The organism is Mesorhizobium sp. M1342 (genome assembly GCF_040317955.1).
Classification (GTDB): domain Bacteria; phylum Pseudomonadota; class Alphaproteobacteria; order Rhizobiales; family Rhizobiaceae; genus Mesorhizobium.
In genome coordinates this window covers 20,065-40,991 of record NZ_JAMYLI010000031.1, presented here as the reverse complement: position 1 = coordinate 40,991, position 20,927 = coordinate 20,065, and the positions used below count along the sequence as shown (strand labels likewise).

Annotated in this window: 18 protein-coding genes and 1 tRNA gene; 11 read left to right on the top strand and 8 right to left on the bottom strand. The window is 62.5% G+C overall.

The annotated features are described in order from the left end of the window. Positions 1–21: 21 nt before the first annotated feature. Entirely contained in the window at positions 22–444 is a 423-nt protein-coding gene (mscL, locus tag NKH06_RS26540) for a large conductance mechanosensitive channel protein MscL (RefSeq protein WP_027038576.1), read from the bottom strand. Positions 445–708: 264 nt separating this feature from the next. On the opposite strand from mscL, the gene NKH06_RS26535 reads away from it, so the two are divergent. Beyond that, positions 709–4,197 (top strand): PAS domain-containing hybrid sensor histidine kinase/response regulator, encoded by a 3,489-nt coding sequence (locus tag NKH06_RS26535; RefSeq protein WP_352894642.1) that lies wholly within the window; start codon positions 709–711, stop codon positions 4,195–4,197. Positions 4,198–4,344: 147 nt separating this feature from the next. Here the strand turns inward: NKH06_RS26535 and NKH06_RS26530 are convergent, their stop codons facing one another. Further along, complete coding sequence (locus NKH06_RS26530) at positions 4,345–5,253, bottom strand: LysR family transcriptional regulator (RefSeq protein ID WP_023813895.1); 909 nt, start codon at positions 5,251–5,253, stop codon at positions 4,345–4,347. A 146-nt stretch (positions 5,254–5,399) separates the two neighbouring features. Here NKH06_RS26530 and NKH06_RS26525 point away from each other — a divergent pair, with 146 nt between their 5' ends. Further along, positions 5,400–6,911: an MFS transporter gene (locus NKH06_RS26525; protein WP_352894641.1), complete on the top strand. Its 1,512-nt coding sequence runs from the start codon at positions 5,400–5,402 to the stop codon at positions 6,909–6,911. A 32-nt stretch (positions 6,912–6,943) separates the two neighbouring features. Here the strand turns inward: NKH06_RS26525 and NKH06_RS26520 are convergent, their stop codons facing one another. Next, complete coding sequence (locus NKH06_RS26520) at positions 6,944–7,603, bottom strand: response regulator transcription factor (RefSeq protein WP_023813893.1); 660 nt, start codon at positions 7,601–7,603, stop codon at positions 6,944–6,946. 120 nt (positions 7,604–7,723) lie between these two features. Then, entirely contained in the window at positions 7,724–8,152 is a 429-nt protein-coding gene (locus NKH06_RS26515) for a hypothetical protein (protein ID WP_352894640.1), read from the bottom strand. Positions 8,153–8,339: 187 nt separating this feature from the next. On the opposite strand from NKH06_RS26515, the gene NKH06_RS26510 reads away from it, so the two are divergent. Further along, a complete protein-coding gene (locus NKH06_RS26510; protein ID WP_352894653.1) occupies positions 8,340–8,690 on the top strand; it encodes a DUF952 domain-containing protein in 351 nt (116 codons plus the stop codon). Next, a complete protein-coding gene (locus NKH06_RS26505; protein WP_352894639.1) occupies positions 8,687–9,763 on the top strand; it encodes a quinone-dependent dihydroorotate dehydrogenase in 1,077 nt (358 codons plus the stop codon). The genes NKH06_RS26510 and NKH06_RS26505 overlap by 4 nt, the downstream gene beginning before the upstream one ends. Before the next feature lie 480 nt (positions 9,764–10,243). Here NKH06_RS26505 and NKH06_RS26500 read toward each other — a convergent pair whose 3' ends face one another. Then, complete coding sequence (locus tag NKH06_RS26500) at positions 10,244–11,617, bottom strand: MATE family efflux transporter (protein ID WP_352894638.1); 1,374 nt, start codon at positions 11,615–11,617, stop codon at positions 10,244–10,246. Positions 11,618–11,749: 132 nt separating this feature from the next. Here NKH06_RS26500 and NKH06_RS26495 point away from each other — a divergent pair, with 132 nt between their 5' ends. Further along, positions 11,750–12,652: a histone deacetylase family protein gene (locus NKH06_RS26495; RefSeq protein WP_023813887.1), complete on the top strand. Its 903-nt coding sequence runs from the start codon at positions 11,750–11,752 to the stop codon at positions 12,650–12,652. A gap of 59 nt (positions 12,653–12,711) precedes the next feature. Here the strand turns inward: NKH06_RS26495 and NKH06_RS26490 are convergent, their stop codons facing one another. Next, positions 12,712–12,975, bottom strand: coding sequence for a DUF6460 domain-containing protein (locus NKH06_RS26490; RefSeq protein WP_023813886.1), 264 nt, complete (start codon positions 12,973–12,975; stop codon positions 12,712–12,714). Positions 12,976–13,248: 273 nt separating this feature from the next. On the opposite strand from NKH06_RS26490, the gene NKH06_RS26485 reads away from it, so the two are divergent. The 6 genes from NKH06_RS26485 (at position 13,249) to NKH06_RS26460 (ending at position 19,158) form a co-directional block, all read left to right on the top strand. Continuing rightward, complete coding sequence (locus tag NKH06_RS26485) at positions 13,249–14,238, top strand: glycosyltransferase family 2 protein (protein WP_196815360.1); 990 nt, start codon at positions 13,249–13,251, stop codon at positions 14,236–14,238. Then, positions 14,231–14,932 carry a class I SAM-dependent methyltransferase gene (locus NKH06_RS26480; RefSeq protein WP_023813884.1) on the top strand — a complete coding sequence of 234 codons (702 nt, stop codon included), beginning with the start codon at positions 14,231–14,233 and terminating at the stop codon, positions 14,930–14,932. The genes NKH06_RS26485 and NKH06_RS26480 overlap by 8 nt, the downstream gene beginning before the upstream one ends. Then, entirely contained in the window at positions 14,910–15,377 is a 468-nt protein-coding gene (locus tag NKH06_RS26475; protein ID WP_031213781.1) for a GtrA family protein, read from the top strand. Before NKH06_RS26480 ends, NKH06_RS26475 begins: the two co-directional genes overlap by 23 nt. Positions 15,378–15,415: 38 nt before the next feature. Continuing rightward, positions 15,416–16,897 carry a hypothetical protein gene (locus NKH06_RS26470; RefSeq protein WP_352894636.1) on the top strand — a complete coding sequence of 494 codons (1,482 nt, stop codon included), beginning with the start codon at positions 15,416–15,418 and terminating at the stop codon, positions 16,895–16,897. 197 nt (positions 16,898–17,094) lie between these two features. Further along, positions 17,095–19,008: an acyltransferase family protein gene (locus NKH06_RS26465; RefSeq protein ID WP_352894635.1), complete on the top strand. Its 1,914-nt coding sequence runs from the start codon at positions 17,095–17,097 to the stop codon at positions 19,006–19,008. Between the two features lie 76 nt (positions 19,009–19,084). Then, positions 19,085–19,158: transfer RNA gene (locus NKH06_RS26460), tRNA-Gly, on the top strand. Positions 19,159–19,160: 2 nt separating this feature from the next. Here the strand turns inward: NKH06_RS26460 and NKH06_RS26455 are convergent. Together NKH06_RS26455 and NKH06_RS26450 are read right to left on the bottom strand one after the other, a co-directional pair. After that, positions 19,161–19,397, bottom strand: coding sequence for a hypothetical protein (locus NKH06_RS26455; RefSeq protein ID WP_127266711.1), 237 nt, complete (start codon positions 19,395–19,397; stop codon positions 19,161–19,163). Positions 19,398–19,628: 231 nt separating this feature from the next. Continuing rightward, complete coding sequence (locus tag NKH06_RS26450; protein ID WP_127411597.1) at positions 19,629–20,618, bottom strand: LysR family transcriptional regulator; 990 nt, start codon at positions 20,616–20,618, stop codon at positions 19,629–19,631. Positions 20,619–20,927: the final 309 nt, after the last annotated feature.

Genomic DNA, 20,927 nt, shown 5'->3' with positions numbered 1-20,927 from the left:
TCCAGCAAATGCCAGCCGCGGTCAGCGCCTGGCGAGCAGATCGCGAATTTCGGTGAGCAGAGCGACATCGGCGGGCGGCGGAGCGGCCGGAGCAGCGGGCTTCTCGCGCTCAAGCCGCTTGCGCATGTTGTTCACCGCCTTGACCATCAGGAAGATGATGAACGCGAGAATGAGGAAGTTCAGCGCCACGGTGATGAAGCTGCCATAGGCAAAGACCGCGCCCTGCTTCTTGGCATCGGCCAGCGAGGTCGCGTTGACGGCTGAGGACAATCCGAAGAAATAGTTGTTGAAGTCCAATCCGCCGAAAATCGCACCGACGATCGGCATGATGATGTCGTTGACAAGGGAATCGACGATCTTGCCGAAGGCCGCGCCGATGATGACGCCGACCGCAAGGTCCATCACATTGCCCTTGGAAATGAATTCCTGGAATTCTTTCAGCATTCGACCCTCCTTGTCGTGACTGGCCAAGCTGCCGTTTCCGTCCTTGCGGCATCGACCTGAGGCAACATAACAAAAACCTCCGGTTGCAACATCGATAAAAGGGAGAAAACAACCGCTTTCTTCTTACCTGACGGCACCTTGCTTGTACTGTCTGAATATCGCGGTCGCGATCATGCTTCCAAAGCCGCAATGGACTCGGACGCCAAGCTGTGATTGCGTCCGGGCAAGCCGGATAGAAAGACGGCAGAGGAGGAAAGTCCAAGCGTGCAGGGCTTGTTCATCGTCATCATCGCGATCGCCTATGTGACGCTGCTGTTTGCCATCGCCAGCATCGGCGACCGCCGCTCGGCCATCTCCGAGCCGAGCCGGGGGCGGCCTTTCATCTACGCGCTTAGCCTCGCGATCTACTGTACGTCCTGGACTTTCTTCGGCTCGGTCGGTCTTTCTTCCGAACGCGGCCTCGAATTCCTCGGCATCTATACGGGCCCGGTGCTCGTCTTCGTGTTCGGCTTCCCGCTGCTCAACCGCATCGTGCGGCTGGCCAAGACCGAGAAGATCACCTCGATCGCGGATTTCCTCGGCGCGCGCTACGGCAAGAGTTTCACCGTCGCGGCGATCGCCACGCTGATCGCCACCATCGGCGCGGTGCCCTATATCGCACTGCAGTTGAAGGCGATCTCCGGTTCGGTCAGCCTGATGGTCGAGCACTATACGGGATCGCCGCCTTCGTTCGATCCCTTCGTCAGCGACATCTCTCTGGTCGTCGCCATGCTCCTGGCGCTGTTCGCGGTGCTGTTTGGAACCCGTCACGCCGACGCCACCGAACACCAGGATGGGCTGGTGCTGGCGGTGGCGGTCGAAACCGTGGTCAAGCTCGCCGCCTTCCTGGCGATCGGCCTGATGGTCACCTTCCTGATCTTCGGCGGCCCGGGCGACATGTTCGACAAGCTCGCTGAGAACGCGCAGGTCCGACAGGCGATGAGCTACAACACCTCGCTCGCCACCTGGCTGGTGCTGACGTGCCTCAGCGGTTTTGCCATCATCATGCTGCCGCGGCAGTTCTACGTCACCATCGTCGAGAACCGCGGCGAGGCCGAACTGCGCACCGCGACATGGGTGTTTCCGCTCTACCTCGTGGCGATCAACCTGTTCGTACTGCCGATCGCCTTCGCCGGCCTTTCGCTGGTCGGCACCGGGACCAGCAGCGATCTCTACGTGCTGTCGCTGCCCCTGTTCAGCGGTCATGATGTGCTGGCGATGGCGGCTTTCATCGGCGGCCTGTCGGCGGCGACGGCGATGGTGATCGTCGAAAGCGTGGCGCTGTCGATCATGATCTCCAACGACCTCGTCATTCCATTGTTCGTGCGCCGCCTGCTCAAGACCTCGACCTCCGAGACCGAGGACTGGTCGACGCTCATCCTCAATGTGCGGCGCGGGGCGATCTTCATCCTCTTGTTCATCGCCTTCCTCTATTATCGCGAGAGCACCGACAGCGCGCGGCTGTCGTCGATCGGCCTGATGTCGTTCGCGGCCATCGCCCAGTTCGCGCCGGCGCTGATCGGCGGGCTGATCTGGCGCGGCGCCAATGGCCGGGGTGCGGCACTTGGCATGGTCGCCGGCATCCTCGTCTGGGGCTACACGCTGCTGTTTCCATCGCTTGCCGCCCCTGATACCGGCATCATCGTGCACGGGCTGTTCGGCTTCGAGGCGCTGCGGCCGCAGGCATTGTTCGGCACCGTCGCCGAACCGCTGAACCACGGCGTGCTGTGGAGCCTGTCGCTCAACGCGGTGTTCTTCGTGCTCGGCTCGCTGTCGCGCGCATCGGTGCCGCTGGAACGCATCCAGGCGTCGATCTTCGTGCCGCGCGATGCCGGCCCGATGCCAAGCCTGCGCCGCTTCCGCACCGCCATCACCGTCAACGACCTGAAGGACACGATCGGGCGCTATCTCGGCGTCGAGCGCACCGAGCGCTCTTTCCAGTCGTTCGAAAAGACCAACGGAGCCTCGCTGCACGGCAACGAGCAGGCGAGCATGGACGTCATCCGCTTCTCCGAGCAATTGCTGGCCAGCGCCGTCGGTTCCTCCTCGGCGCGGCTGATCCTGTCGCTGCTGTTTCGGCGCCACGACCGCGAATCCAGGGATGCCTTCCGCTTGCTCGACGACGCCACCGAGGCGCTGCAGCACAACCGCGACCTGTTGCAGATCGCGCTCGACCAGATGGAACAGGGCATCACCGTCTTCGATCGCGATTTCCGCCTGATCTGCTGGAACCGCCAATATCGGGCGTTGTTCGACCTGCCCGACGAGATGGGCCAGGTCGGCGTCTCGCTCGACCGCATCCTGCGCCATCTCGCCGAACGCGGCGACATCCCCGCCGATCAGCGTGTGGCCATGCTCAACCGGCTGACCAGTTTCGTCAGCCCATGGCAGATGGAGCTGAAAACCTCGGGCCGCATCCTGGAACTGCGCTCCAACCCGATGCCGGACGGCGGCATCGTCGCCACCTATGCCGACATTTCCGGGCGCGTGGAACAGGATCTGGCGCTGAAGCGTGCCAATGAATCGCTGGAACAGCGCGTCAAGACCCGCACCATCGAACTGACCCGGGTCAACGAGGAGCTGGCGCAGGCGCAGATGCTGGCCGAGGAGGCCAATCTCGGCAAGACGCGCTTCCTCGCCGCCGCCGGCCACGACATCCTGCAGCCGCTGAACGCCGCCCGGCTCTATTGCTCCTCGCTGATCGAGAAGGCCGGCAAGGGGCCTGCCGGCAAGGCGGCCGTCAACATCGAATCCTCACTGGAATCGGTCGAGACGATTCTCGGCGCCGTGCTCGACATCTCCCGCCTCGATGCCGGCGCAATGAAGCCGGACGATACCGCCTTCAACCTCGACGGATTGCTGCGCCAGATCGGCAACGACTTCCGGCCGCTCGCCGCCGAAAAGAAGCTCGAGTTGACCATCATGCCGTCATCGCTGACAGTGACGACGGACCGCAATCTGCTGCGCCGCCTGATCCAGAATCTCGTCTCCAACGCCATCAAATACACGCGCCACGGCCGCGTGCTGGTTGGCGTCAGGCGGCGCGGCGAACTGGCCGAGATCCAGGTGATCGACACCGGCATCGGCATCGCCGGCGACAAGCTGAACACCGTCTTTCGCGAATTCACCCGGCTCGACGAGGGCGCGCGCGAGGCCGAAGGCCTCGGTCTCGGACTTTCCATCGTCGACCGCATCGCCCGGGTTTTGCGCCTGGAAATCCGGATCTTTTCCAACCCAGGCAAAGGCACGCGCTTCTCCGTCATCCTGCCGGTCGCAGCCGTGCAGGAGCCGCGGCGCGAGATCGAAACCAGGGCTCCAGCCCGCGCGACGGCTTCGCTGGCCGGGCTGCACGTGCTGTGCATCGACAACGACGTCCGCATCCTCGAAGGCATGCGGCTCCTGCTCGAAGGCTGGGGTTGCAACGTCGACACCGTGGCCGGTTCAAAGGATCTGGAGACCGCGAAGATACACCGCCCGGACATCGTTCTTGCCGACTACCATCTCGACGGCGAAACCGGTCTCGAACTCGTCGTCAGGCTGCGCGCGATCCATGGCGACAACCTGCCGGCCGTGCTGGTCACAGCCGACCGCTCCAACGAGGTGCGCACGGCCGCCGGCGGGCTCGAGATTGCGGTGATCAACAAACCGCTCAAACCAGCGGTACTGCGCTCGATGATGGCCAGGGTCAGGCCGCTGGCACCGGCGGCCGAATAGCATCAAGGGCGGCCGGTCTCAGCCCTGGTGTCCGAGGGTGGTGTCCTAGAGCATTTCACCGTTTCACGGAAACGGCGTTCTGCTCTAATTCTTTGTTTTAACGCAATTCTAGACGGAAAACCGCTTCACACTTTTCCTAGAATTGCTCTAGGCCAGGCCGTCGACCATCTGGGAACTGCGGAACCGGGGCCGTCCGGCATTGCCCGCCACAGGCGGACGATGCTCGCGAAAGGCCATTGCAAGCGTCCTCAGCGCCTCGCGGGACTTGGCGTCCGTCAGCGTCGAAAGCAGCACGATCTCGGAAGGCGGCAGCGCCGGAAGCCCGAATTTCCGGCTGACCTCGATGGTGCCGGATGGGGCAAGCCGGCAGGAAAATACCGAGGCTGCGAGGCCGGCCGAGACGGCCTCCGCGACGGCGAAGGAGCCGCAGCCGAGGAACACCTCCGTCCACGGTATTCCGACAGCGTCGAGCGCGCGGGTCGTGATGTTGCGGATACCGCAGGATGGCGAGGATGCCGCCAGGCGCAGCGGCTCGTCGGCCCGGTGGATGAAGTCGGGCGCGGCGTACCAGCCGAAATGTTCGGGCGCCAGCACTTCACCATCGCGCCGGTCGTCCTCCCGGCGGATGATCGCCGCGTCGATCTCACCGCGATCGAAAGCGTCCAGCAGGTCGTGTGAATCATCGAGCCGCACTTCGATGGTGAGCGCCGGGTCATGCGCGTTGAGCCGCGCCAGCAATGTCGGGACTTCCGCGCCTCCGACATGGGTGGCGATGCCCAGTGTGAAGCGGCGGCGCACCGAAGACAGGCTGGCAATGGCGCGATCGTGTGCCGCGAGGAAGTCGCGTGCGGGCTGGAGAAACACCGCGCCCTGCGCCGACAAGCGCACCAGCCGAGGCGTGCGCTCGATCAATTTCTGGCCGACGCGCTCTTCCAGCCGCTTCAGCTTCACGCTGATTGCTCCTTGCGTGCTGCCAAGAGCCTCGGCCGCCCGCGTAAAGCTCTGAAGATCGGCGATGGCGACGAATGTTTTCACAGCGTCTACGTCCAGCGTCATGTCAGCTATCCGCACTTGTTGTCTCTGAAATAGCCAACCATGCAATTCTAAAATGATCAAGCCTCGCCTACCCTGGGCCATACGCGCGCCGGGCGAGCTGCAATGGATTCGCCGATTGCCGACAAATACGTTCGAAAGGTTGAACCATGCCCACTGCCCTGACCCGCCGCGGCATCATCGTTCTGTTTGCCGCCTGCCTGGCGTGCCTGATGTTCGGTCTGGAGATTTCAAGCGTTCCCACGATCCTGCCGACACTGGAGCAGGTGCTGCATGCCGACTTCAAGCAACTGCAATGGGTGATGAACGCCTATACGATCGCGGTCACGACGGTGCTGATGGCGGTCGGCACGATCGCCGATCGTTACGGGCGCAAGCGTGTCTTTCTGGTCGCCATCGCCGCCTTCGGCCTGACATCACTGATTTGCGGCGTCGCCGAAAGCGTCTCCACGCTCATTGTCTCCCGGTTTCTGCAGGGCCTGAGCGGCGGTGCGATGCTGATCTGCCAGCTTGCCGTGCTGTCTCATGAATTCCGGGAAGGGCGCGAACGCGCCGTCGCATGGGGCTGGTGGGGCGTCATCTTCGGCATCGGCCTCGGCTTCGGCCCCATCATCGGCGGCGGCATCGTCGCGGTCTCGAGCTGGCAATGGGTATTTCTTGTCCACGTGCCGGTTGCTGCGCTGGCATTCGCCCTCGCTCTGATGGGCGTCCACGAATCGAAGGACCCGCAGGCGGGCAAGCTCGACATAGCGGGCATCCTGACGCTGTCACCGTCGGTCTTCTGTCTCGTCTTCTACATCATCCAGGGGCCGGATCTGGGTTTCTCCAGCCCAACCGCGCTGGCGATCCTCGGCATCTCGATAGTGAGCTTCATCGCCTTCCTCATTGCCGAGAAGGTCAGCCAGCGGCCGATGTTCGACTTCTCGGTCTTCCGGATCCGACCCTTTTCCGGCGCCATCGTCGGCTCGGCGGCGATGAACCTCAGCTATTGGCCTTTCATGATCTACCTGCCGATCTGGTTCCACGCCGGGCTCGGCTATGACACCGTCTCCACCGGCCTTGCCCTGCTTGCCTACACGCTGCCGACGCTTGTGCTGCCGCCCTTGGCAGAGCGCTTTTCGCTGCGTTATCGGCCCGGCATCATCATTCCGGCGGGCCTCGTCATCATCGGGGTCGGGTTCATCCTGATGAAGTTCGGCAGCGCCGCCGCGCAGCCGGATTGGCTGACGATGCTGCCCGGCTGCCTGATCGCGGGGATGGGTCTGGGAATAACCAACACACCTGTCACCAACACGACGACGGGTTCCGTTTCGAGCGACCGCGCCGGCATGGCCTCCGGCATCGACATGAGCGCCCGCATGGTTTCGCTGGCGGTAAACATCGCGGTGATGGGCTTCATCCTGGCCAGCGGTGTGCTGGCGCATCTGAGGCATGCGCTGCCCGACCTCGACGCTGCCCAATTGCGTCTTCTCGCCGAAGCTATCGCTGCTGGAAATCCCATCTCCGGGCTCGCCGGGACCGTCGCCCAGGATGCGCTGCGCAACGGCTTTGGCTGGGTCATGCTCTATGGCGGGATCGGCGTCTGGATCATGGCCGCCATCAGTTTCGCAAGCTTCAACGCCCGGCCGATGCGGCGGACGGAGGTTCAGTGCTCTGATTGAACAATGTTCTGATTGAACAGGCGCCCTGGCGATCAACCCGCCGGCTGCAGCGGGTCGCTGCCGATCTTGGACAGAAGGATCACCGCCTGCGTGCGGCTGTCGACGCCGAGCTTCTGCAGGATGGCGGAGACATGCGCCTTGATGGTGGCCTCCGATACGCCGAGTTCATAGGCGATCTGCTTGTTGAGCAGGCCCTCGGCCAGCATGCCCAGCACCCGTGTCTGCTGCGGCGTCAAAGCCTGCAGCCGCTTGATAAGGTCCGATATTTCGGGATCGCGCTCGATGCCGAGATCGACGCCGGCTGGTGCTGCGATGTCGCCGGCAAGCACCGATTGCACGGCGCTGCGGATCTCTTCCATGCTGGCCGATTTGGAGATAAAGCCGGAAGCGCCGAGGTCGAGCGCCCGCCTGATGGTCGCCGGATCGTCGTGGGCCGACACCACGACCAGCGGCACCGCCGGATGGATGCCGCGCAGCGAGACCAGGCCGGAGAGCCCGCTGGCGCCCGGCATCGACAGGTCGAGCAGCACCAGATCGACGTCCTCGTTGGCCACGACCAGCGCCTTGGCGCTCTCGAAATCGCCGGCTTCGTGGATGGCAGCGACGTTGCCGATGCCGGCGAGCGCTTCGCGCAGCGCACCGCGAAACAGCGGGTGATCGTCGGCGATGACGAAAGAATAGCCTGCCGGCAAATGTCCCTCCCCAAATCCCCGATGATTTTTGGCTTTTCGGGTTCAATTGGACGATTATGAGGGGCTGCGCGCTGTTTTCAAGCGGCAAAGCCAGCGCGCCGCCTCCCCTGGTTGAAACGCTCAGGTCTTCTGCGAATTGGGCTGGGCGCCGTTGTCCTTGTCCATATCCCTGACGATGCCCATGAAGCCGCGCAGGAAGCGCTCCATGTAGCCCATCGTCTTGCTGAAATCCTCCTCGCTCGGCAGTTTCGATTCGAGGCGGGCGGAGAGCGAATTCTCAAGCTTGGTGACGCGCTCGTCCATCGCCTTCATCGAGGTCTGCAAGCGGTCGACCTCGTCCTGGAAAGCAGCGCGTTCGTCGGCCGCCATCTTGCAGACGAGCTGGCCCGAACGCTCCTCGCAAATCGACATGGCGCCGGTCTGCGTATCGATACGGACAAAGCCGTTATCGGACTTTTCCAGCCGGTAGCGGTCGGTTTCTTCCGAGTAAGCTGAAGCCGCGATCAGCGAAACGAGCGCGGCGGGGATCAAGATGTGCTGCAGACGCATGTTGTCCTCCATGGCCAAGGCCTCAGATAACGCATGTTTGCGCCGGAAATGGGGAAGACCCTTGGCATGGCCTTTCCCGAATGGCTGGTTCGGAATCTTTTTGACGCAACTCCCAAGGGAAAGCGCTATGCGCTTTTCCCGGGAAAACCGTTTCACACTTTTCCTGGAACTGCTCTATAGCGCAACCATGTCTCAGATTATCTACAAGATAACCCCGCAAGCGCCATGGCGCGAGGCCGAAACACATGGCCGCTTCACCGGCGCGCCGATCGATGTCGCAGACGGCTTCATTCATTTCTCCACGGCGGCGCAGGTCAGGGAAACGGCGGCAAAGCACTTTGCCGGCCAGGCGGACCTTTTGCTGGTCGCCATCGACGGCGCCGGCCTGGGCGCCGCGCTGAGATACGAGGTCTCGCGCGGCGGCGAACTGTTTCCGCATCTCTACGACGTTCTGGACCTGAAAGCAGTGCTGTCGGTCCGACCACTGCCGCTTGGCGCCGATGGTGTGCACCAGTTCCCGGCACTGGAGGGGCAATGAGCGTGCTCGACCGGCTCGGCCAGAAGCTGCTGTTCGCCTTCGATCCGGAAACGGCGCATGGCCTGTCAATCGCCGCCTTGCGATGCGGCGTTCCGGTTGGTGCGCCGGCGGTCCGCGACGACAGGCTGAAGGTCAGCGTCTGCGGCCTCGATTTCCCCAATCCGCTCGGCATGGCGGCCGGCTATGACAAGAACGCCGAGGTGCCCGACGCGCTGCTTGGGCTGGGTTTCGGCTTCGCCGAGGTCGGCACGATCACGCCGCTGCCGCAAGCCGGCAACCCGAAGCCGCGTATTTTCCGGCTGACGGCCGATGATGCGGTGATCAACCGATTGGGCTTCAACAATGAAGGCCATGCGGCCGCCGAAAAGCGCCTTGCCGCGCGCAAGGGGCGCACCGGCATCGTCGGTGTCAACATCGGCGCCAACAAGGACAGCAGCGACCGCATCGGCGATTATGAGCGCGGCGTCGCCCGGTTTGCGCAGTACGCCAGCTATCTCACCGTCAACATCTCCTCGCCCAACACGCCGGGCCTGCGCAACATGCAGGCGCGCGAGCAGCTTGGCGAGCTCTTGTCGCGTGTCATGGCCGCGCGCGCCACGGCATCAACCCAGCCGCCGGTGTTCCTGAAGATCGCGCCGGATCTGGTCGAGGCCGAGCTGGAGGACATCGCCGCGGAGGTCACCGAAAAGCAGGTGGACGGCGTCATCGTCTCCAACACCACCATCTCCCGGCCGCCGCTGCGCAGCGGCGACACCGCGCGCGAGACCGGGGGACTCTCCGGCAAGCCGCTGTTCGAGCGTTCGACCATCGTGCTGGCGAAGATGCGCAAACTGCTCGGACCGGACCGCGCCATCATCGGCGTCGGCGGCGTCGATTCCGCCGATACGGCGCTGGACAAGATTCGTGCGGGTGCTGATCTGGTCCAGCTCTACACCGGCATGATCTATGCCGGGCCTTCACTGCCAGGCCGTATTCTTTCCGGAATGGTCCGTTTCGTCGAAAAAGAACGGCTGAAGTCGATTTGCGAGTTGCGCGACAGCCGCCTCGACTTGTGGGCGTCCAGGCAACTCTGAATCGCTCTCAGGAGCGTAGATTGCGACTGACGGCCCGCTCGCAGATGGTGCCGCCGATGGCAGGCAACACTCCGAAGAGAAGCAACTGTGCGGTTCCGCCGATGCCAGAAACCGCGGAGAGAATGAACGCAGCGAGCAATCCCAGCGCCGCGCCCAAGACATATGGCAGGTAGCTTCGCATAAGCTCGCCCTGGAACAATTGGTGCATCAAGTCTGTTGGAAATCGACTGGAGGTGCAAGTGCATCCGACCGCACAGCATTGGCAACGAACCCGGGTTAACGGGTTCCTTCGGAGTCTCGCCGAGGCGTTGGCTGACGGAGCATCAAACGAAAAACCCGCCTGTGCGGCGGGTCACTGGCGCAAATCAGCACCATAAACAAATATGTACCATAGCTGAGGTCACCGAGTCAAGAAAAAATTCCTATCGCGAACAGGTGCCGTTCGGTGCCTGGACGGCGCAGGCCTTCCGGGGACACCGTCTAAAACGCCGTCCGTACCCTGAGCCGCAGGATCGTCAGCAGGCTGAAGCCTCGCACCAGCAGGAAGACGTGCAGCGCCGCCCACAGTCCATTGTTGCCGAAGGCGGGCGCAAGGGTCAGCAGCGCGGCCGCGAAAACCAGGAACGACAGAAGCATCATGTTGCGCATGTCGCGGGACCAGGTCGCGCCGATGAAGACGCCATCCATCTGGAACGCCAGCACACCGCTCAGCGCCGTGAATGCCGCCCACGGCAGGTAGATGTCGGCCACCGAACGGACGTCCTCCGATGTCGTCACGAGAGCGACCAGATTGGCGCCCCCAGACAGCATTACCAGCGTCGCGGCTCCCGCCAGTCCGAAACCCCAGAACAGCGTCAGCCGCACGGCCTGGCGGAACGGTGCGGCGGCACGCGCGCCGACGGCACGGCCCGCCAGCTGTTCGGCGGCGGTGGCAAAGCCGTCGAGGAAATAGCCGGCGACGAGGAAGAAGTTCATCAGCACGGCGTTGGCGGCCAGCGTCACCGTGCCGAACTGCGCGCCCTGGCGGGTGAACAATGCGAAGGCGGCGAGCAGCGAGAACGAGCGGATCATGATGTCGCGGTTGAGCGACATCATGCGCAGGAAGGCGGCCATGTCGAGCAGGCGGTGGCGCGGCAAGGATGGGGCGGCCCGGAACCGGCGGATGACGATCGCCAGGCCGAGCAGCATGGCCAGGAACTCGCCGGTGACGGTCGCCCAGGCAACGCCGGCGACACCCCAGCCAAGTTTCAACCCAAGCAGGAAGCAGAGCGCGATGTTGATGCCGTTGAGCACCAGCTGCAGCATCAACCCGAGCCCACCCTCGCCGCGCCCCAGCACATAGCCGAGGATGGCATAGTTGATCAGCGAGAAGGGTGCCGCAAGCAGCCTGATGCGGATGTAGACGCCCATCGCTTCGCTGACGCGCGGTTCGGCGCCCATGAATTTCTGCCCGGCGATGGCGACCAGTGGGGCAAGGGCCGCGAGCACGATGCCGGCGATAACCGCGATCAGCACGGCGCGCCAGAACACCGCCTGTTCCTCCAGGGCATCGCCACGCCCAAACGCCTGTGCGACAAGGCCGGTGGTGCCCGAGCGCAGGAAATTGAAAGAGGTGAAGACGACGTCGAAGATCAATGCGCCGGCCGCCAGGCCGCCAAGCAGGGCGGCATCGCCGAACTGGCCGACGACAGCCGTGTCGACCAGGCCGAGCATCGGCGTCGTCAGATAGGCAAGCGTCATCGGCACGGCGATGGCGAGCACGGAGCGGTTGGTGACGACAAATGATCCGGGGTGGATCGGGGATCCCGCGTGGATAGGGGATCCGGCGTCGGCTGGTGTTGCACCTTTGTCCAAGGATTGCTGCCTTGCTGATTGCGGCTTGATAGAACCGTCGATGTGCCCCATTTTCCGGCCACCGCGCAATCACCTATCCCTTGACGGCCAACCGAAATCCCGGTCTGGCGTGAGCCAGCCGGATACGATTTCATGCCTCTGCAGATCGTCCATCATCCCGACTACGACGCCGGCTTCGCCGTCAACCATCGCTTTCCGATGAGCAAATATCCGTTGCTGATGGAGGCGCTGCGTACGCGCGGCCTCGCCGGCCCCGACGCGCTCAGCACCGCCGAACCGGCACCAGCGTCATGGCTGGAGCTTGCCCATGCGGCGGACTATGTCGACCAGGTCGTCAACTGCTGCGTGGCCGAGAAGATCGAGCGCGAGATCGGTTTTCCGATCGGACCCCGCGTCTCGCTGCGCGCGCAGCTTGCCACCGGCGGCACCGTGCTGGCGGCGCGGCTGGCCTTGCGCCACGGTATCGCCTGCAACACCGCAGGCGGCAGCCATCATGCGCGGCGCGCGCAGGGCGCGGGCTTCTGCACCTTCAACGATGTCGCCGTCGCCGCATTGGTCCTGCTCGCCGAAGCCGCGGCACAAAACATCCTGGTCGTCGACCTCGACGTGCACCAGGGCGACGGCACGGCGGATATTCTCGCCGATGATCCGCGCGTGTTCACCTTTTCCATGCATGGCGACCGCAACTATCCCGTGCGCAAGATCGCCTCCGACCTCGATGTCGCGCTGCCCGACGGCACGGGTGACGTCGCTTACATGAAGAGGCTCGCCGCCATCCTGCCGGAGCTCTCCGCCCAAGCCCATTGGGACATCGTGTTCTACAATGCCGGCGTCGACGTCCATGCTGAGGACCGGCTTGGCAGGCTGTCGCTGTCGGATGACGGCCTGCGCGCCCGCGACGACATGGTCATCAGCCACTTTCGCACGCGGGGCGTTCCGGTGTGTGGCGTCATCGGGGGTGGCTATTCAACGGATGTGCCCGCACTCGCGGCGCGCCACGCCATCCTGTTCGAGGTCGCCGCGGGCTACGCCTGATAGTCCTTTTCAAGCACGGTCTTGTCGGAAAACCGGTTCCCACTTTTCGGGATCATGCTCTACTTCCGGTAGTTGGCGATCCTCAACAAGATGAACGCCGGCACGACGATAGCCGCGCCCAGCAAGATATAGCCGAGGAAGCGGTCGATGGCGTGGAAGCCGAGATTCCACAGGTCCATGAAGAACTTCCGGATGCCGTAGAGCACATCCATCGGCGACCAGCCGAAGGCATTCATGACCAGGCCGACGAGGAAAGACACCACCAGCAGTTTCAGGATCACCTTGAGCGGCGAGTCGCCAAGGAAGCGCGTCAATGCGGACAAGGCCCGTCTCCAGATTGAGGTACCCTGGCTAGAGGGCGTCAGCCAGACATACGCACTTGGCTTGTCCGCTTCAAGCCGGGAGTTCTGCGGGATAGCGAGACACCGAGCATAGTGTGGCCGCAAGCCGAGCCCAGGCGCATGGCAGACTGCCGGCTACTGCCGCAGCGATCCCGCTGGCTTATCTGTTTTCTAACCAATTGCCGCTATTCCCAATCGAATAGCGGGAGCAAGGCTTTGGTGGAGACGGAGAGAAACACCGCGCGACGCGGCGTCATGCTGTCGGTGGTCATCCCATGCTACAACGAGCTGGATGGCGTGGCCGAACTGCACCGGCGGGTCACGGCCGCATGCCTTGAACAAGGCCCTTCCTACGAGATCGTCCTTGTCATCGATGGCGCGACCGACGGTACGCGCGAGGCCATTCTACAACTGGCCGAAAAGGACGAACATGTCGTCGCCATCGACCTCGCCCGCAATTACGGCCACCAGATCGCGTTGAGCGCCGGGCTCGAATTCTGTCGCGGCCAGCGCATTCTCATTCTCGATGCCGACCTGCAGGATCCACCTGAACTGCTCGGCGCGATGATGACGAAGATGAACGAAGGCTTCGATGTGGTCTACGGCCAGAGGCTGACGCGCGATGGCGAAAGCTGGTTCAAGCTCGCCTCCGCGTCCATGTTCTATCGCTTGCTGCGCCGGATGGTCGACGTCGACATAGCCCCGAATACCGGTGATTTCCGGCTGATGAACCGTCGCGCGCTCGACCATCTGAACGCGATGCCAGAACGTTACAGGTTCATTCGCGGCATGGTTAGCTGGATCGGGCTGAAACAGGTGGCTTTCCCCTATGAGCGGCACCGCCGCTTTGCCGGCACCACCCATTATCCGCTGAAGAAAATGCTTCTTCTGGCGGTCGACGCGATGACCAGCTTCTCCATCGTGCCCTTGCGCTTCGCTTCGCTGCTCGGAATGATGTTCGGGCTTCTGGGGCTGGTCGTGCTCGGCTACACGCTGTTCGAATGGTCGGTCGGAAACGTGTTGCCCGGCTGGACCAGCCTTGCCGCGATCGTGCTGATCCTCGGCAGCGTCCAGCTTATGGTGCTCGGAATCTTCGGCGAGTATCTCGGGCGCATGTACATGGAGACAAAGCGGCGGCCGCTCTACTTCGTCAACGAGATCGTTTCGCGCAGCCAGGCGGTGGAGGACGGCGAATTGCCGGTTCATCGCCTGCAGGAGATGGCAAAGAGGGCCGCACGTGCTTGAGGCGGAGTTCGACCAGTTTGCGCGGGAATATCAGGAGCAGCATGCCGCAAGCATAAGGCTGAGCGGCGAAAACCCGGATTTCTTCGCCAGGTACAAGATCGACGACGTCGCCGCGACGCTGCGGCGGGCCGGTGTCAAACCCCGACGAGTACTGGATTTCGGCGCCGGCGTCGGCAATTCGCTCGGCCATATGCGCAACGCGTTTCCCGACGCGGAGATCACCTTGCTCGATCCTTCGCGGGAATCGCTCGACATCGCCAGCAAGCGCTTTCCCGGCCAGGCCGCCTTCACGCATTTCGACGGCAAGACAATTCCTTTTGCCGACGGCAGCTTCGACCTGGCCTTCGCGGCCTGTGTATTCCACCATATTCCCGAGGACCTGCAGATCGGACTGTTCGCCGAGATCGGCAGGGTGCTGGCCGATGGCGGCAGCTTCTTCGTCTTCGAACACAATCCCTGGAACCCGCTGACCACGCACGCGGTGAGAAACTGTGCCTTCGATGAAAACGCGGTTTTGATAAATTCGCGCGAGATGCGCAGGCGCATGGCCGAGGCGGGCCTTGCCAATACGAGGATCGTCTACCGGATTTTCTTTCCTCGGATGCTTGCGAGACTGAGGCCGTTCGAGCGCTTCCTCACCAAGGTACCTGTCGGAGCCCAATATTTTGCGCATGTGGTCAAGCCTGCCGTTTGACTTCCCGAGGATGCTGCGATTTGGCGCCGTCGGTCTGTTGAACACGGCGCTGGGATACGCTGTCATCCTGGCCGGGCTTGCGCTGGGTCTGGGCGACATCCTTGCCAACGCCACGGGTTATGCCGCCGGCCTTGTCCTCGGCTTCTTCCTCAACCGCCAATGGACCTTCAGCAGAGCCGATGGTTTCCAGCCCGGAACCGCGCTGCGCTACGGGGGTGTCTTTCTGGTCGCCTACAGCGTCAATCTGGCCGTCGTGATCGCCGCCCGTTCAGCAGGCATCGTCGAAAACCCGCTGGTCCACCTCGCGGGAATCTGCGTCTATTCGGTTGTTTTCTATCTTGGCTCGGCTCGCTTCGTGTTTGTGGGGCGCGGGGACGACAGCACCGACCGCACAGTTCGGGTGGCCGACAAGCCTCGGCAGCACCCCGCCAATCCAACACCTTGAACCCAACTGTCACCGGAACCGATCAGAGGCGGCGCAGCATGAACGACGCTCAGGCCAGTGCGGAGGCCGCGACATACAACGAGCGGAACAGGCTGATCTTCTGCCTGTTCGCGGCCTTGGCGATGGCCGGTGCGTTGGGTGCCCAGGCAGGCGCCACCCTGCAGGATCCCGACAGCTGGTGGCAAGTGAAGGTCGGTCTGGATTTCCTGACTAACCGGACATTTCCGACCGTCGATCCCTATTCCTACACGTTTGCCGGCCAGCCCTGGATTGCCAAGGAATGGCTGGGACAGGTCCTGCTGGCTCTTGCCTACCGGGCGGGCGGCTGGAACGGGGTCGTCACCGCGATCATCGCCTCGATCTCCCTGACGGTTTTCCTCATGGGGTGGTTTCTCAGCGCATGGCTGAAACCGATCCTGGCGATTACACTGGCCTTCGCGGCGGTGTTCCTGATCAACCCGATCTTCACGGCGCGTCCGCATGTCTTCACCTTCCCGATCATCGTCATCTGGACGGCGGTGCTCTTCGGTGCGGCGAGGGAAGAACGGGCGCCGCCCTGGTGGCTGCTTGTGCTGGTCGTGTTATGGGCGAACCTGCACGCCACCTTCACCTTGAGCTTCGTCATCGCGGCTTTTGCCGGTCTCGATCTGCTGGCGCGCACGGGCCTGTCGAAACCGTCCCTGCTGGCGAAGTGGATCGCGTTCGGTCTGCTTTGCCCGCTGGTCAGCCTGATCCACCCCTACGGCGTCCAGGCCATCCTGGCGACGCTCGCCGTGGCCTACGGCAATGAGGCGGTGTCGCTGATCATGGAATGGAAACCGTTCAATCAGCCGGACAGTCCCGTCCAGGAAGCGGCGATGCTGCTGGCGCTTTTCGGGCTACTGGTGTCCCGATTGCGAATTGGCTGGGCCAAGGCCTTGTTCGTCGTCTTCACCTTGCATGTCTATCTCGCCCATGTGCGCTTCATGTATCTGTTCTTCCTGCTGATTCCGCTGGTGATGGCGGCCGAGGTCGCCCAGCAATATCCCTCGCTTTCGGCCACCGCATGGCTGGCCGAAAAGCGCGACGGACTGGAGAGATTCTTCGCCAGGCGGTTCTACGCCATCTGCGGCACGGCAGCCGTTCTGCTGATTGGCGGGGTCACTGTGCTCGGCAGCGTCTATCAGGTAGCGCCAAGTCCGAAGACATCGGCCAGCGGGGCGCTGGCATTCGCGCAAAGCCATCATCTATCCGGCAACGTGCTGAATTCCTACAATTTCGGCGGCACGCTGATTTTCCACGGGTTCAAGACCTATATCGACGGACGGACGGACCAGCTGTTCCTGGGAGGTTTCACAAAAGCCGATGACGAGACGGGTCACAGCAACGGCAAGCCACTCCTCGAAGCCCGGTTGAAGCAATACGCAATAGGCTGGGCGCTGCTGTCGGCTGACGACGCCCGCATCCCCTTTTTCGACCAGTTGGGCTGGAAGCGGGCCTATGCGGACGACCATGCAGTGATCTATCTGCCTGGCGCCTGATCGTGGTGCGTTGCTGGCGAATTTCGCGACGGCCAATATATGCCTTGACACCCATATTGCAGCGCAGCAAAATTGCTGCCTGAGGGTAAGCCTGTGAGATCGACGAGCCGGGATTTTCACCACGACCTGAGGCATCGCCCCATGAGCGTGTCGGGTGCGGCCGCACGGATCCTGGTGGTCGCGCGCGGGCCGGCCGGATGAACTACCGGCGCGACATCGACGGCCTGCGGGCCGTTGCGGTGCTGCCTGTCGTGCTCTTCCATTTCGGCGTGTCCGCCATTCCTGGCGGCTTCACCGGCGTCGACATCTTCTTCGTCATATCGGGCTATCTGATCAGCGGCAGCCTGCTCGATGATCTTGAGCGGGGCCAGTTCTCGATCGGCCGCTTCTACTGGCGCCGCGCACGGCGCATCCTGCCGGCGCTGACCTTCGTCATCCTGCTCGCGAGCATTGCCGCCTGGTTCATCCTTCTGCCTTCGGATCTCCACGAATTCAGCCTTAGCGTGATCGCCGCCTCGACCTTCTGGTCGAACATCTATTTCTGGAAAACGACGAACTATTTCTCCATCGACGCCGAACTGCGGCCGCTCCTGCACACATGGTCGCTTTCGGTGGAGGAGCAGTATTATATCTTCGCGCCGATCCTCCTTTATCTGATCCACCGATACGTCTCGAAGCGCTGGCTGACGGTACTTCTGCCGATGGCCATCGGCAGCTTTGCCCTGGCAGTCATAGCAACCTCGCTGGCACCGACGGCAGGGTTCTATCTCTTGCCGACGCGCATATGGGAGCTGGCGCTGGGCGCCATGCTGATGTTGCGGAAGCCTCCGGTCCTAGCCAGTCGGCTGGCGGCGGACCTGATCGGCCTCGCCGGCTTTGCCCTGGTTGCATTTGGCTTTGTGATGATTTCGGACAGCGATCCGTTCCCCGGCTACAACGCCCTATTCCCGTGCATCGGAACAGCTTTGCTGATCTATGCTGGCCAGGATAGCGCCGACAGGCCGGCATCTGTCGCCACTCGCGTGCTTCGGTTGGCGCCGCTGGTCTGGGTCGGCCTCATTTCCTATTCGCTTTACCTCGTCCACTGGCCGATCAACTCGTTCGTCCATTATCTCTCCCTGAAGACTGTCGGTGTGCCAACGATTATCGCGATGACGGTGGCCAGTTTCGCCTTGGCGGCATTCTCCTGGAAATATGTCGAGCAACCCTTCCGCCACAAACGTGCCTATACCGCCCCGCTGCCTATCTTCGCCTTTTCGGCGACGGCAATCGTGCTGCTGTGCGCCGGTGGTTTGGCCGGTGCACTGGGCAACGGTTTCCCGCAACGGTTTCCGGATTTCTCGACCGAACGTATCCGGGTCGGCGACTGGCGCAACGGCATCTGTTTCAACGAAAACGGGACCCGCATCGAAGACTGGAACCTCGCCGACTGCACCCGTACAACGGGCTTTGCCACCAATGTGCTGCTGTGGGGCGATTCTTTCGCTGCCCATTATGTTCCGGGACTTGAGCCCAACGCCCAGAAAATCCAGGCCAATGTCATCCAATACACCTATGCCGGCTGTCCGCCCGACCTGACCTATTTTTCCTATGCTCGGCCCGCCTGCACCCGCTTCAACGAACGGGCCTTGTCGATCATTCGCGACGCCAACATCCAGGCGGTGATCTTGAGCGGCCGATGGACCGACTACCAGGCCAGGGGCTTCGACGGCCTGCAGAAGACGATCGATCGGCTTCGCGAGATGGGGGTCAAGGTCTATACCGTCGGCCAGTCTCCGGAATTCATCGCCGACGTCCAGAAGATCGCTTTCTTGGTGAAACGGGAGCATGCCGGAACCACATCCTGGCCGATGGCTATGGATCCGAACATCAACGCACGGGTTCTGCCGTTCACCAAAGGGGCCGATTTCATAGATCCGCTGACGTATCTGTGCGACTCGGCAGGTTGTTCATACGCCGATGCCACGACCAATGAATTTCTCTACTTCGACTATGGCCACTTCTCTTCCGCCGGCGCGACGCTGGCCATCTCGAAATACTGGCCAAGCTTCGCCACCAGCAACAAGGTCGCGGAGGCAAAACGGCAATTCACGGCGGCGGGCGCGCCGTGATCCGCAGCACGACCGTCGTGAGAACAGACCGCTTTGCGATTGCCCGAGGCTAACCCTCATGGTAACGAGGGCACACGCGGGTATGATGTAATGGTAGCTTGTCAGCTTCCCAAGCTGAACGCGAGGGTTCGATTCCCTCTACCCGCTCCAGTCTAAGGCGTCAGAACCATTTCAGCGCCTGCCTGTTCGTCGAACACAACCGAGCAGCCTCGCGCAAGCGCCACCGTTGCGAGGGCGTTTGCTGCCACGTCATCCGATGAAACGAAATCGCCGGTCAACACCCGCAATTCTTCCACGCCTTCAGCCATGGAAACGAAATTCCCGACCGATCGATCGTGCTTGCAGGCCTCGATCACGCAAAGCAGATCAATGATTTCGAAGCTGCGCATGTTCAGCCTCCAGAGAAATCGTCCCTTGCAAGATCATGAACGCATCGGCGGGAAACAATGTTCCCAGTTCGCTTTTCGCTAGAGCAATTCCAGGAAAAGTGTGAAACGGTTTTCCGTCCGGAATTGCGTCAAAACAAGGAGTCAGAGCGGGTCGCCGTTTCCGTGAAACGGTGAACTGCTCTAGCCTCGGCCTGGCGGTGCTTTCGCGGACAACCTTACCCGAGCGAGCCATCATCCCACTTCTCTCAGAATGAAGTCGTGCAGCATCTTGGCGGCCGGCGACAGCGCGCGATTCCTGACCGTGATCAGGCTGTAGGGCCTGACCTCGATGTCGAATTCGGTCTGGACGACGTCAATGGCGCCGGCCAGCCCGTCAGGGTTCTGGATGAATTTCGCCACCTGGACAGAGACCGGTGCGATGGCATCGGATTGCGCGACCATGACCAGGGTCAGGAGCAGCGAACTGGTGTTCAGGATGCGGTCCGGCAGAGCGATGTTGCGGTTGAGGAAGTTGCTCTCCATCGCCTGGCGCAAGGGCGAGCCGCCAGACTGGAAGACCCAGTCATAGGCGGCGGTCTCTTCCAGCCGCACCGCCTCGCCCTTGGTGAGCGGATGGCCCCGGCGCACGATCAGGCAGGCCTTCTCGACGCCGATGACGCGCGACTCGAACAGCCGCGGATTGAGATCGTCGGGGATGCGCGCGATGATGAAGTCATGGCGCGTGGCGATCAGCTCACGTGCCAGCACATTGGAGGTCTCGACCTGCATGGTGATCTCGATACGCGGGTAAATGCGGCGGATTTCACGAATTGCCGGCACCGCCAACTCGATGGCCGGCGCGGTCACGGCACCCAGGAAAACCGAACCGCCCTTGCCCGCCTTGAGCTCGGAAATCTCGCGGTCGACCTCGCGCATCTCCAGCAGGATCGAGCGCGCGCGCCTGGCCAAAGCCTTGCCGTATGGCGTCAAGGTGATACCGCGCGGCAGCCTCTCGCACAGCTTGACCTCCAGCACCGCCTCCATCTCCGCGATCATGCGCGAGGCCGCCGGCTGCGAAATGTTCAGAACCTGGGCTGCCGCGCTGACCCGGCCATGGTCGTCGAGCGCGACGATCATGCGCATGTGACGCAGACTGAGACCGCTGCGCAGCAGGGTTTCGCCATCGCCCGGTGCTTCTCTGTAACCATTTGAAGCTGTTGTCGGATTCCCGGGCCGCGCCATCGCTTTCCCTGCCTTCTGCTCGTGTTAGGCCGACATCGGGGTCAGCCCGTCACGTCGCAATACATATACCAACCATGATATAGCAACCATCAAAGATCGCATTTGACAGTTATGGCAAAGACCCACACCCTCCGCGCGTTCCAAGACGTGACGGTCGCTGACGAGCAAAATCGTATCGATTGAATCAGCGTCTCGGGGCCATGGGAGGATACCGGAGATCGATATGACGGCAGCAGTGCCTTGGCGCTTCTGCACGATTGCGCGGCCCGCGACCCCCGGGGTGCCGCGTCCATCAAACAGGGAGAGTTG